Source organism: Pseudomonas sp. GR 6-02 (assembly GCF_001655615.1).
Taxonomy (GTDB): domain Bacteria; phylum Pseudomonadota; class Gammaproteobacteria; order Pseudomonadales; family Pseudomonadaceae; genus Aquipseudomonas.
The window spans coordinates 1256395-1269830 of record NZ_CP011567.1 but is presented as its reverse complement, the minus strand read 5'-3'; the positions used below and the strand labels follow the sequence as shown (position 1 = coordinate 1269830).

The 13436-nt window shown below is 59.3% G+C and carries 11 protein-coding genes; 8 read left to right on the top strand and 3 right to left on the bottom strand.

All coding sequences use genetic code 11. The features are described 5' to 3' along the window. Positions 1–131: 131 nt before the first annotated feature. The 6 genes from PGR6_RS05415 to PGR6_RS05390 all read left to right on the top strand — a co-directional run bounded on the left by PGR6_RS05415 (position 132) and on the right by PGR6_RS05390 (position 5993). Positions 132–878 (top strand): amino acid ABC transporter permease, encoded by a 747-nt coding sequence (locus PGR6_RS05415; RefSeq protein ID WP_018926619.1) that lies wholly within the window; start codon positions 132–134, stop codon positions 876–878. Continuing rightward, the gene (locus PGR6_RS05410; protein ID WP_018926620.1) at positions 878–1549 is read left to right on the top strand and encodes an amino acid ABC transporter permease; all 672 of its coding nucleotides are present in this window, start codon (positions 878–880) and stop codon (positions 1547–1549) included. Before PGR6_RS05415 ends, PGR6_RS05410 begins: the two co-directional genes overlap by 1 nt. Then, complete coding sequence (locus tag PGR6_RS05405; protein WP_018926621.1) at positions 1546–2280, top strand: amino acid ABC transporter ATP-binding protein; 735 nt, start codon at positions 1546–1548, stop codon at positions 2278–2280. The genes PGR6_RS05410 and PGR6_RS05405 overlap by 4 nt, the downstream gene beginning before the upstream one ends. Positions 2281–2428: 148 nt before the next feature. Beyond that, positions 2429–4330: a sensor histidine kinase gene (locus PGR6_RS05400; protein WP_064616311.1), complete on the top strand. Its 1902-nt coding sequence runs from the start codon at positions 2429–2431 to the stop codon at positions 4328–4330. After that, positions 4327–5655 carry a sigma-54-dependent transcriptional regulator gene (locus tag PGR6_RS05395; RefSeq protein ID WP_064616310.1) on the top strand — a complete coding sequence of 443 codons (1329 nt, stop codon included), beginning with the start codon at positions 4327–4329 and terminating at the stop codon, positions 5653–5655. The genes PGR6_RS05400 and PGR6_RS05395 overlap by 4 nt, the downstream gene beginning before the upstream one ends. An 8-nt stretch (positions 5656–5663) precedes the next feature. Beyond that, entirely contained in the window at positions 5664–5993 is a 330-nt protein-coding gene (locus PGR6_RS05390; protein ID WP_172901245.1) for a GlpM family protein, read from the top strand. Between the two features lie 77 nt (positions 5994–6070). On the opposite strand, the gene PGR6_RS05385 is transcribed toward PGR6_RS05390, so the two are convergent. Together PGR6_RS05385 and PGR6_RS05380 are read right to left on the bottom strand one after the other, a co-directional pair. Then, positions 6071–6979, bottom strand: a complete 909-nt coding sequence (locus PGR6_RS05385) for a hypothetical protein (RefSeq protein ID WP_064616309.1) — start codon at positions 6977–6979, stop codon at positions 6071–6073. Then, positions 6976–7671: a hypothetical protein gene (locus PGR6_RS05380; protein WP_064616308.1), complete on the bottom strand. Its 696-nt coding sequence runs from the start codon at positions 7669–7671 to the stop codon at positions 6976–6978. Before PGR6_RS05380 ends, PGR6_RS05385 begins: the two co-directional genes overlap by 4 nt. Positions 7672–8247: 576 nt before the next feature. Between PGR6_RS05380 and PGR6_RS05375 the strand changes: the two genes are divergently transcribed. Beyond that, positions 8248–8604 carry a DUF6124 family protein gene (locus PGR6_RS05375; RefSeq protein ID WP_064616307.1) on the top strand — a complete coding sequence of 119 codons (357 nt, stop codon included), beginning with the start codon at positions 8248–8250 and terminating at the stop codon, positions 8602–8604. A gap of 192 nt (positions 8605–8796) precedes the next feature. On the opposite strand, the gene PGR6_RS05370 is transcribed toward PGR6_RS05375, so the two are convergent. Next, entirely contained in the window at positions 8797–9831 is a 1035-nt protein-coding gene (locus tag PGR6_RS05370) for an alpha/beta fold hydrolase (protein ID WP_064616306.1), read from the bottom strand. A 250-nt stretch (positions 9832–10081) separates the two neighbouring features. Here PGR6_RS05370 and PGR6_RS05365 point away from each other — a divergent pair, with 250 nt between their 5' ends. Then, positions 10082–13288, top strand: coding sequence for a hypothetical protein (locus PGR6_RS05365; RefSeq protein ID WP_064616305.1), 3207 nt, complete (start codon positions 10082–10084; stop codon positions 13286–13288). The last annotated feature ends 148 nt before the right edge of the window (positions 13289–13436 follow it).

Below are 13436 nucleotides of genomic sequence, written 5' to 3'. Positions count from 1 at the left end.
TGCCCTTTCAGGGGTTGTCACTCCCTGCTGGCATTTCTGGAAACACTCGAACCGGTGGTTGTCGAGCCGTTCGCGTGTGCCTGACCGTCATCGGGCACTTGTACATCGATCGAATCCGAGGGGAGACCCTAATGAATTACAACTGGGACTGGGGCGTGTTCTTCAAGTCCACCGGCGTGGGCAGCGAAATTTATTTCGACTGGTACCTCTCCGGTTTAGGCTGGACCATCGCCATCGCCGTCGCCGCCTGGATCATCGCGCTGCTGCTGGGCTCGATCCTGGGTGTCATGCGCACGGTGCCGAATCGCATCGTATCGGGCATCGCGACCTGCTACGTCGAACTCTTCCGTAACGTGCCACTGCTGGTGCAGCTGTTCATCTGGTACTTCCTGGTGCCCGACCTGCTGCCGCAAAACCTGCAGGACTGGTACAAGCAGGACCTGAACCCGACCACCTCGGCCTTCCTCAGTGTCGTCGTGTGCCTGGGCCTGTTCACCACGGCCCGGGTTTGCGAACAAGTGCGCACCGGTATCCAGGCGCTGCCCCGCGGCCAGGAATCCGCTGCCCGCGCCATGGGTTTCAAGCTGCCGCAGATCTACTGGAACGTGCTGCTGCCCCAGGCTTATCGCATCATCATTCCGCCGCTTACCTCGGAATTCCTGAACGTGTTCAAGAACTCCTCCGTCGCGTCGCTGATCGGCCTGATGGAGCTGCTGGCGCAGACCAAACAGACCGCCGAGTTCTCCGCCAACCTGTTCGAAGCCTTCACCCTGGCAACGCTGATCTACTTCACCCTGAACATGAGCCTGATGCTGCTGATGCGCGCGGTCGAGAAGAAAGTCGCCGTGCCGGGCCTGATTTCCGTAGGGGGTAAATGATGGAATTCGACTTCTCGGGCATCATTCCGTCCCTGCCGGGTATGTGGAACGGCATGGTCATGACCCTCCAGCTGATGGCCCTGGGCGTGAGCGGCGGGATCATCCTCGGCACGGTCCTGGCGTTGATGCGCCTGTCCCACAACAAACTGCTGTCGAACATTGCCGGCGCCTACGTCAACTACTTCCGCTCGATCCCGCTGCTGCTGGTCATCACCTGGTTCTACCTGGCGGTGCCGTTCGTATTGCGCTGGATCACCGGCGAAGACACCCCGATCGGCGCGTTCGCCTCGTGCATCGTGGCGTTCATGATGTTCGAAGCAGCGTACTTCTGCGAAATCGTCCGGGCCGGGGTGCAGTCGATTCCCAAGGGCCAGATGAGCGCCGCCCAGGCCATGGGTATGACGTATGGCCAGATGATGCGGTTGATCATCCTGCCGCAAGCGTTCCGCAAGATGACCCCGCTGCTGTTGCAACAGAGCATCATCCTGTTTCAGGACACCTCGCTGGTCTACGCGGTCGGCCTGGTGGACTTCCTCAATGCCTCGCGTGCCAGTGGCGACATCATCGGCCGCTCCAATGAGTTCCTGATCTTCGCAGGTCTCACGTACTTCATCATCAGCTTTGCCGCCTCGCAGCTGGTCAAGCGTCTGCAAAAAAGGTTCGCCGTATGATCTCTATCAAGAACGTCAACAAGTGGTATGGGGACTTCCAGGTACTGACTGATTGCAGCACCGAGGTCAAAAAAGGCGAGGTGATCGTGGTGTGCGGGCCGTCCGGTTCCGGCAAATCCACCCTGATCAAGTGCGTCAATGCACTGGAACCGTTCCAGAAAGGCGACTTGATCGTCGATGGCACGTCCATCGCCGATCCGAAGACCAACCTGCCGAAACTGCGTTCGCGGGTGGGCATGGTGTTCCAGCATTTCGAACTGTTCCCGCACCTGACCATCACCGAAAACCTGACCATCGCGCAGATCAAGGTGTTGGGTCGCAGCAAGGAAGAAGCCACCAAGAAAGGCCTGCAACTGCTTGAGCGCGTCGGGCTGTCTGCCCATGCGCATAAGCACCCGGGCCAGCTTTCCGGTGGCCAGCAACAGCGTGTGGCGATCGCCCGTGCGCTGGCGATGGACCCGATCGTCATGCTGTTCGACGAACCGACCTCGGCACTGGACCCGGAAATGGTCAACGAAGTGCTGGATGTGATGGTGCAACTGGCCCACGAAGGCATGACCATGATGTGCGTGACCCACGAAATGGGCTTCGCCCGCAAGGTCGCGGACCGGGTGATCTTCATGGACGCCGGCAAGATTATCGAAGACTGCAGGAAAGAAGAGTTCTTCGGCGACATCAACGCCCGCTCCGAGCGTGCGCAGCATTTCCTCGAGAAGATTCTGCAGCACTAAGAAGGAAGGCACCGCTCCCCTAATTGTGGGAGCGGGCTTTTGTGGCGAGGGGGCCCCCTCGCCACAAAAGCCCCCTTGCCATACAGCAACTCCCACGGGGCCCGTGGGGATATGGATATTGTGTTGTGGTTGACCCAAGGCATCTGTGATGAAATGCGACTCCACTCTCTATCGCGCCGCGCCGCCATCACTCGCCGTGAAACCCCGTTTGATTCGCCATCTGTTCCTGCCGCCGCTGATCATCGCCCTGATGATCGGATTGGGTTACATCGGCTTCTGGGTCAGTGAACACTACGGCATTCGCAGCCTCAGCGAGAATGGCCAGCGTCAGCTGGAACTGCACGCGCGCGCCGTCGAAAGCGAGATCAGCAAATACACCTACCTGCCCAGCCTGCTGGAACTCGAATCGAGTGTTTCCCAGCTGTTGGCAGACCCGTCGCCGGAACTGCGGCAGAGGGTCAACGAATACCTCGAAGGCCTGAACCGGCGCAGCCGCAGTCGGGCCATTTATGTGATGGACACCACCGGACGCGTACTGGCCACCAGCAACTGGCGCGATGTCGACAGTTATCTGGGCGAAGACCTGTCCTTCCGCGCCTACTTCCAGAACGCCGTGCGCGGCCAGCCGGGGCGGTTCTACGGCATCGGCAGCACCAGCGGCGAACCCGGCTATTACCTGGCTCATGGCCTGGAGGAACATGGCAAGATCACCGGCGTCGCGGTGGTCAAGGTGCGCCTCGAAGCCATGGAAGAACGCTGGCAGCGCGCGCGCCTGGAAGCGTTCGTCAGCGATGAGAACGGCATCATCATCCTCTCCAGCGATCCGGCGCGGCGGCTCAAGTCGGTGCTGCCGTTGAGCGACGACACCAAGGAACGCCTGGCCCGCAGCCTTCAGTACTACTGGTATCCGCTGAATGAACTGCAACCGCTGGCCCGAGAGAAACTGGCTGAAGGCGAGGAAAAACTGACCTTCCCCGCCAACAGCGAACTGGTGTCCGATGAAGAGAACATCAGCTACCTGTCGCAAACCCGGCCGCTGAGCGACACCCCGTGGAATTTCACCCTGCTCACGCCCCTGCAAGACCTGCGGCGTGAAGCGATCAATCAGGGAATCCTGGTGGCGGTGGCGTTTGCCCTGGTGGCCTTCCTGCTGATCGCCTGGAACGAGCGGCGCAAAGTGATCGCCACCCGCCTCGCGGCGCGGGAAGCCTTGCAGGAAGCCAACAATCAACTGGAGCGTCGGATTACCGAACGCACCACTGACCTGCGTGCCAGCAACGAACGGCTCAAGGGGCAGATTCGTGAGCGTCGGCAGGCTGAAGAAACCTTGCGCCGCGCTCAGGATGAACTGGTCCAGGCCGGCAAACTGGCGGCCATCGGCCAGATGTCCACCAGCATCGCCCACGAATTGAACCAACCGCTGGCAGCCTTGCGGACCTTGTCCGGCAATACCGTGCGCTTTCTGGAGCGCGGTCAGCTGGATGTGGCCAGCACCAATCTCAAAACCATCAATGAACTGATCGACCGCATGGGCCGGATTACCGCCAGCCTGCGCTCCTTCGCCCGACGCGGCGATGACCAGGGCCAGGCCAGCCTCGGCAAAGGCGTGGACGCCGCCCTGCAACTGCTGGGCAGCCGGATGGAAAGCGTGCCGCTGCAACTGCATCGCGATTTCACCGACGTGCAGGTGCAGATCGACCAGACCCGTCTGGAGCAGATCCTCGTCAACCTGATCGGCAACGCGCTCGATGCCATGCAGTCGCAGCCCCAACCGACGTTGTGGCTCGAAGGCGAGGAATACGACGGCAAGTATCGCCTGCGGGTGCGCGACAACGGCCACGGCATCGATGCCGAAGCGCGCAAGCATCTGTTCGAACCATTCTTCACCACCAAGCCCGGCGAACAGGGCCTGGGCCTCGGCCTGACCCTATCGGCGAGCCTGGCCGCCGCCACGGGCGGGCATCTGGGTGTCGAACACCCGGCCAGCGGTGGCACCACCTTCGTCCTCAGTTTACCGTTGGTAAGCCCTACTCCCGCCGAGCCAATATGAACAACGACCTAAGTGTGCTGATCGTCGAAGACGACCCCCATGTGCTGCTCGGTTGCCAACAGGCACTGACGCTCGAAGACATTCCCTGCATCGGCGTCGGCAGCGCCGAAGAAGCGCTGGAGCGGGTGGGCGATAACTTCGCCGGCATCGTCATCAGCGACATCCGCCTGCCGGGCATCGATGGCCTGGAACTGCTGACCCGGCTCAAGGCCCGTGATCGCAGCCTGCCGGTGGTGTTGATTACCGGCCACGGCGACATCTCGATGGCCGTCGGCGCGATGCAGAAAGGCGCCTACGACTTCATGGAGAAACCCTTCTCCCCCGAACGCCTGGTGGACGTCGCCCGCCGTGCACTGGAGCAACGCAGCCTGGCGCGGGAAGTCACCTCGTTACGTCGCCAACTGTTCGAGCGCGATTCCCTCGAAGGCCGGATCATCGGTCGCTCGCCGGCCATGCAGAACCTGCGGGAATTGATTGCCAACGTCGCCGATACGTCGGCCAACGTGCTGATCGAAGGCGAGACCGGCACCGGCAAGGAACTGGTTGCACGTTGCCTGCACGACTTCAGCCGTCGGCACAGCAAACAGTTCGTCGCGCTGAACTGCGGTGGCCTGCCGGAGAACCTGTTCGAAAGCGAAATCTTCGGCCACGAGGCCAACGCTTTCACCGGTGCCGGCAAACGGCGGATCGGCAAGATCGAACACGCCGATGGCGGCACGCTGTTCCTCGACGAAGTGGAAAGCATGCCGCTGCCGTTGCAGATCAAGCTGCTGCGGGTGCTGCAGGAACGCACCCTCGAACGCCTGGGTTCGAACCAGAGCGTGGCGGTGGATTGCCGGGTGATCGCCGCGACCAAGTCCGACCTGGATGAGTCGAGCAAGGCCGGCGAGTTTCGCAGCGACCTGTATTACCGCTTGAACGTGGTCACCCTGGAACTGCCGCCGCTGCGCGAACGCCGCGAAGACATCCTGCAATTGTTCGAGCACTTTTTGCAGCAGTCATCCCTGCGCTTCGACCGCTCGCCCCCCGAGCTGGACAACCAGACCGTGTCGATTCTGATGAGCCACGATTGGCCGGGCAACGTGCGCGAACTGCGCAACGTCGCCGAACGCTTCGCCCTCGGCCTGCCGGCCTTCAAGAAGACCGGCGCCAGCGGCAGCAATCAGGGCCTGGCCTTCGCCGAAGCGGTGGAAGCTTTCGAACGCAACCTGCTGAGCGATGCCTTGCAGCGCAGCGGCGGCAACCTGACCCAAGCCAGTCAGGAACTGGGGATGGCCAAGACCACACTGTTCGACAAAGTGAAGAAATACGGGCTGAGCCACTGATGGACCTGATTTTCAAAGCAACCCTGGGCGCGGCGGTGGTGGTGATCCTTGCCATGCTGGCCAAGACCAGAAACTATTACATCGCAGGCCTGGTGCCGCTGTTTCCGACCTTTGCGCTGATCGCTCATTACATCGTCGGCAAAGGGCGTTCACTGGATGATCTGAAGACCACCATCGTGTTTGGCATGTGGTCGATCATTCCGTACTTCGTCTATCTGGCGACCTTGTATGTGATGGTCGACCGGATGCGGCTGGAGGCTTCGCTAGCGGTGGCGGCAGTGGCGTGGTTGATGGCGGCGACAGTGCTGGTCAGCGTGTGGGTGCGCCTGCACGGCTAAATTCAAAAAAATCGCGGCCTGCTGCATTTGCATACACCTGCAGGAGCTGCGAAGGCGGCTCCTGCAGGGGTAAGTGGTTACTGCCCGTAAACCTTCTGCAACTGCGTTGGTGTCAACGCATCCTCAAACGGCACCGGCACCGATTTCACCGCCCCATAGAGGTTGCGATAACGCCAATAGTTTCCGTTGTTGGCCAGTTGATAACCACGCTCGACCACTCGCTGGCCATCAAGGTTATAACGCAAGGTTTCCTGGGCGGTCGCTGGCGGTGTCGGCTGCATCAGGTCAGTGGCCAGAACCCGCATCGATTCATCGATACACTCGTCGAGCACCGCCGTGACCTTCGCCAAATCGAGGTCGCCGTCGTCGATGCACTGCTTGCCACAGCGCCGAATCGGCTGGCTGACGACTTCGATCCGCATGCGATACAGCGCCGAACCGGCAATGTCCTGGACCTGCACCTGATTGATCAGCACGAAACTGCCGCGATCGGGGGTAAGCATCAGTTTGGGCTCAATCACCAGGTGTGCGGTGACCTGCCCTTCTCCTTGCTTGAACCCGGCCGCTTGCGAAGCCTGTTGATAGCGCTGTTGCAGGCGCTCCTGCAATGGAACGCCTGCAAGCAAGTCGGCCATCGGTCGCGCCTCGTTGAGCGCGGTTTTTTCCGCATCGCGCTGCAAGCTGCCGCTGCCCATCTGGGTGTTGATCAGGCTGGCCACCAGCAAACCGGCAAGCCCGGCACCGTTGCCTGAACTGGCCACCAGATTATGACTCGACGACGCAGCCTTCAAAGCCGCCTGCGAGTCAATCACGGTGCTGGCACCCACAAAGGATGGCGGCAACTGCACGTCGACCTTAAGCCCGTGGGCCTGGACGTAAGGCAAGGCACTCTGGTCCTTGAAACCGGCCTCAGGAGCCGGTTTTTGCGCACACCCCGTCAGCATCAGCAGGGCCAGCGCACCCGCCACTATGGGCAGGCGCGTCATTGCGCGAACGGGGTGATCATTTGCTGACGGCTATTGTCCATAGCCTGATAGAACGCGTTGGACAAGTTGGTATAGGTCGGCTCGTCCCATTCGCCCTGGGCGGCTTGCGTAGCGACAAAGGGTTTGAACCACAGCAGTTTGTTGTCTGCCAGATCGATCACCATGCCCTGTCCGCCCACCTGCGCCATCGGTACGCTGGTCGGCACAACGCTGTAGTAGCTGCGGGTGGCACCGGTGGCGTAGACATTCACCAGCAGCAGACGATCGACGCCGTAGGCGGCCTTGACCGGCGTCATGTCACGGGTCATGTAGCCTTCGCGGAAACTGGTTTCCTTATACGCATTCAGGTCGACCGGCTCGTTGATCCGCTTGGCTTTGTAACCCTTGGCCTGCAGCTTGGCGACAAGGACATCCGGCAAGGTGTGAAGGTCGCCCACTTGCCATTTTGCGACGTTGTCACTGAGCTTGCTGTTAACGCCCTTGTTGATGGCGTAATCGAGAAGCCCCTGATTGCCGGTCAATGCCAGCACCGGCTCGGGCACCACAGTGATCGCCACGCCAATAGTCGGTTCTTTGGCATCCCAGAACTGCTGGTCCAGCGGTACTGGAGGTTGCACGTGGGCACAACCGGTGAGGGTCAGGCAGGCGAACAACATCAGTGCTGCCCAGGTGCGTAGAACGTGAAGATTCATGGATCAAGTCCCTATGATTATTAACGATGCTGCTTATGTCGGCAGCATCGGCAAAAACTGTAGTGGCACATTGATATGTCTTCAGGAGGAGAAAGTTTGAACGATATGCCCGCAGGCTGAGCCTGTGTGGGAGCCGTGCTTGCCTGCGATGACGGCCCAGACGACATCTGCGGTGACTGACACACCGCCATCGCGGGCAAGCCCGCTCCCACAGGTTTTGGGGTGTTTGGGCAGACGTGTTTAGTTCTGTTTAGCGTTACTTCCTGAAAGCTACAGCGCCTTGCGTCGTCGCCTACAACCACGTCAGAATCCGCTGGCTTGTGCGCCTGGGGGGCCGTCGGTAACTTGGTTCGTGTCACTGATTCCCAGTGATCGGGTTTAGTAGCCCGGCTTTTTCCGGTCGCATAAATGTCATCCAGTCAGGCAGTTGCCTGCACTTGAAGGTGGCTGTGCGCATGGCGCCCTCGGGCGCGCCGGTTTTGACTGGAGGCCGGTCTACTAACTTGCGCACAGCTGCCACCCATTCCGTTTAGTAGCGAGATGAGTTGCAGCTCTACTAACAGGAGCTCCAGTTCAATGTTCAAGATCACGCCAAATCCACCGGAAACCGACGACGTTTCCCCCTACGAAACCCCAGACTCCAAAAAGCTCAACGAAGCCGCCGAGCGCGCCCTCGATTACTACCTCAAACCGGTCATTCCCAAAGACACCCCACGCAAACCCAGCACCCTTTACCTCGTCGCCCCCAACGCTGATAACGAAACCCTGCTGGTCAACGCCTGCGAGTCCCTGGCGGCGGCGAGCGTGATGTTGAGTGATTTCGCGGGGCAGCTGAACGGCCCGCAGCGCAATACCGTGCTCGGCATCCAGAACTCCGTCATGCTGGGTGAACTGGCGGTGAACCGGATGCTCGATAACTTCGTCCCAACGTAAAACAGCTTCCTCTGTAGTTGAGGCGCTTTTGTGGCGAGGGAGCTTGCTCCCGCTCGGCTGCGCAGCAGTCGTAAACAGGTCAATGCGGATTACCTGAGACTGAGCAGCCTGTGCAGGATTGGGGCTGCTTCGCAGCCCAGCGGGAGCAAGCTCCCTCGCCACAAGAGCCCGCTCCCACATTTGGATTGGGAACTACAGAAGATTGGGAGTTGCCACCGGATCGATCTGCGCCCAGTGGGAAGTATCTTCGCGATGGGCCTGCAAATACGGCAACACCGCCGCCAGCAACGGTGCCTTGAACGCTTCCTGAAAACGATGGGCCAGCCCCGGAATCAACTTCAACTGACTGCCACGAATGTGTGCCGCCAGATGCACGCCATGCATCACCGGCAACAACGGGTCAGCGGTGCCGTGAACCACCAGCGTCGGCACGCGCAGTTGGTTGAGTAGATCCACACGACTGCGCTCGGCAAGGATCGCCATGATCTGGCGCTTAACGCCTTCCGGGTTAAATGCCCGGTCATAAGACAGCGCCGCTTGATGCAGCAACGCCTGCCGATCATCAGTGACCGAAGGACTGCCCAGCGCCGCCAGCAAATCAGCCTGTTGCTCCAGCGCCACTTCACGATTCGGCGCACCGCGTCGCGCGAGCAACTGCACCAGCGCCGCACTCGGCGCCGGCAAGCCTTCGGCACCCGAGCTGGTCATCAGCAACGTCAGGCTCTCGACCCGCTGCGGCGCCATCGCCGCCAGATGCTGGGCGATCATCCCGCCCATGCTGGCGCCCAGCACGTGAAATTGCTCGACGTGCAAGGCGTCCATCAACCCCAGTGCATCGTCGGCCATGTCGGTCAGCGTATAAGGCGCGGCCACCGGTAAACCGAGTTTGTAGCGCAGCACTTCGAACGTCAGGTTGGCCTCGGCCGGTGCCTGGCGCCAAGTGGACAGGCCAACATCGCGATTGTCATAGCGAATCACCCGGAAACCCTGCTGACACAACGCGACCACTACCTCATCCGGCCAGTGAATCAACTGCCCGCCCAGGCCCATTACCAGCAACAACGCAGGGTCGGACGCACGGCCGATGCTCTGGTACGCCAGACTCACCTGATCCAGATCGACCCGTTCGGTCGGAACATTGACATCGCAACGAGACGCCGCCAAAGACGGGAAATTGAACAACACAGCGATCAGAAAGACCGCTGTGGATAAAAATCGTGCACGCATGAAAAACACCGAAACGCAGAACTCCAGTAGAGCGCGAGTCTGATGAAGTTTGTTCAAGCGCGCTGCCACAGTTACGTGACAGTTTGATGAAGAGTGCTGAACGGTTGTGGGGCATGCGGGCCCACCACTCATCGGAAAACAACCTCAGCCTGTTATTTATGACAGTTGCCAGCCGCCAGCTTCGAGCCTTCAATCCTCTGACGCACCAATGCCCAGCGGTTCAGGCACCATCTCAAAATCGGAGCATGCTATGAGCGCTTTTACAGCAGAACAATTGGCCGCACTGCAACACGAAAGCCCGCAGCAACCGGTCGATCCCTTCGCAGAGATCAAGTCAGAGGGGGTATTTACGCAGTATGGAATACTCAATCTGTATCCTGCCCTGATTCCTGGCTGGCACAAGGTCGACTACCCCGTGGCATCGTACGGGGTCAACGCTGACGAAACGGCTGGCGCCGGAATTGGCTGGCTGATTCTCTTCCACTCCTACGAATTGATGGCGGCGCAAGACACGATACGGCTGTACATGGGCAAACGCCTTGAGCCGGGCCAGGTCCCGGATCCGACAGAGGAAGGTACCCTGATCAAGACAGTCGTGGTCCCTTCCGATCACAACAACCAGGACGTACTCAGTTTCATTCCCAGAGGCGCCATTGAAAGACCGGGCATCCACCGGTTGTGGTACTCCGTCGAGCGCACCAGCGGCAATGGCCCCGAGTCCTCGGACGGAATCGTCGTATGGTTCAAGCCGACCTTCCCGGACAGCCTCGATCCGACGGGCAACTCCAGCGAACGAGTGCCTTTGCAAGCCCCTGAATTCCCATCGATTATCGATCAGGCGATGGTTGAGAGAGGCGTTGATTTCATCATTCCGCGCTGGCCGATCATGAGCCCGGGGGACACAGTTTTGATGACTGTAGGCAATCAGCTCGTCGCTTACGTGATCAAGCCCGAAGAGATTGATCAGGACATCACGATTTTTGTCCCATCATCCGTTCTTGAATTGATAGGGCCTGCCAAGCCATTGCTCGTCAGTTACAGAATTCACGATCAGGTGCACAACAGCAGCCACACTTCAAAAATTGGTGACGGGGAGCTGGTTCCGGATAAAACCTATCTGGACATGTGCTGGGTAAATGAAACGGTGGATGACGTGTTGTTCATCGACACTCTCGATGGCCATCCAATGGAAGTTGTCGTGCCCGTTAAAAGGGGGGACGCCATCACCGGGGACACCGTGGAGCTCAAGCTTTATGACCCCAGGACCGAATTTTCACGTCTCTTTGGTCCCCTGATCTACAGGACACCCAGCGTAACGTTCCCTGTTCCCTATGCGGTCGTGAAGCAACTCGCCCCTGCGACCATAACGCTGAGTTACGAACGCATCAGAATCGAGAAAGGCGAGAAGATCCGCACGCCGTCCTACCCGTACTCTCCCGAGCTGATCGGCGAAAAATATCGCGGGCCCGCCCCTACAGCCCCCCAGGCCCATGGCGGCGTACTGTCGCCAGACCTTGCAGAGACAGTTGTGTATGTCGGCCCGGACATCAAGGGGCTTGAAATTGGCGATAAGGTAACGTTGACCTGTCTGAGCACGAGCGCAGGTGGCACCACTCGCCTGCAAATAGAAGAGAGGTTTGTCACTCGTTCGATGGTGATCCCAGGGGCGGGAATCATCGTGCCGTTCGAGATCGACACGAGGCACTTTGACACGTACCTGAGTGGCTCATTCAAGGCTACTTACACCGTAACCGGGGAAAATCACCTCGCCCCCCTGGAATCTCATGCTTTGCTTTTGCACATCGGCCCCGTCCAAGACACCTTGGATGTCGTCAATGTCGGCAAGGACGAAAACGGTGTACTCGATCCCAAGGATATTCCCTTCGGCACTCCGGCCATTTGCCCGGCAAAGGCCCATACCCAGGTCGGCGACACGGTTTACCTTCAGGTGTGGACCGCTGACGACAGACTCGTCTGGGTCGACTCGCTAACCATTACCGCCGCTCACATCGGTAAGGACATTGAGTTCAGATTGACGTTCGAACTGATCGACTCGCTGAACCACCAGGTCATCCGTATCGACTGGTACATTGAACGTAACCGAGCACTGCCGCTGACGGCGCCCGAACTGGAGTTACGCGTTGGGGATGTAGCTCTGGAGCTCCCGCCTCCAACGCTCGTTGAGGTGTCCTCCGGCAACCGAATCAATCCGCGGCTTACCGAAAAAAGCACGACCGTCGAAATCACCTATAAAGGCATGTCCGCCGCCCATCGTATCGCTCTGATCGTGATTGGCCGCGCCGGCTTGGGCAGCCCTGTCGTGGCCACGCAGCCAGGTAACGCCAACGGTACGCTACTGATCGAATTGCCACTGACGACAGTGCCCGCCAACCTGCGTCACTTCATGAAACTTCGATATCGTGTGTCCCAGCCCGAACTACCTGACCAATACTCCGGCGTCACCACTTATGAAGTCACCGCTGTACCCGATGAAGCCATCGTGTTTCCGAGCCTCAGCATTGCACAAGCGCCGGATCACAAGACGCTGGACCTCAGCACGTTTCAAGGCGATGCGCGCTGGAGTCTGGCGCGCTGGCTATTTATCGCCATAGGGACCCGAATGCGCGTGGCCTTGGGTGGAAGCAATGCGGCGGGAGCCGATCATCCCATCATATTGTTCGATGGCGTGATTACTGCCGATCATGTGACAAGTGGGTTGAGCGGAGTCATCAACCGTCAGCAACTTGAACTGTTCAAGGATGGCGGTCAGGTGATGGGGCTTTCGATTGCGAACTTCAACAACAAGGGTGGCGTCGACACGTTTTTCCCTGTTCGTGAGTTAACACTCCTGAACAAGACCTGGAGTCTGCTCATCAATAGAGCGATCGATGCCAATACAAACGCTTCGATTCCCAACGGCGGCAGCACCAAAACCAATCGCGTGACGTTGTCCGGCACGGGTAAACCGGATAGCACACTTACACTGTTCCAAAACGATAATGTCCCGAAACCCATCGACTCATTCAAAGTGCCCGACAGCGGCAACTGGAGTTACACCGTCACAGTAACGGCCTCGTCGTTTTATCGACTTACCGTTATGGAGCAACCCACAGGGCGAACCTCGAACCTGTGGACGTTCAGTGTATTGGCACCCGAACCGGCTCCCGTCAGACCGCACATATTACTGGCGCTTAATGCAAGAGGTCAGAGCCTGTATGACTACCAGCACACAAGGACGACCGGTATCAGCGTGAATGGCGTTGCCGCGCCCGGTGCAATGGTGCAGATATTGCTCAATGGGATCGTCGTTCAGGACCGCGTTTACGTGGGCACTAATGGCTTCTGGCAGTCTGTCCTTTTTGGAGTGGGTTCTGGCACACACCAGCTCAGCGTAAGAGGCTTGTATGGCAACTATCCCGTTTCGCTGGTGTTCACACAGTCGGTGACCTACGGCTAGGGTACTGAGCGGTCGTATTCAAGACCAAGTCGCCTGCTTCGCGAGCAAGCCCGCTCCCACAGGATTGATGTCGTACACAACTTCTGTGATCGACCTCTCCCCCGTGGGAGCGGGCTTGCTCGCGAAGGCGCCAGAACAGGCGCCGCAG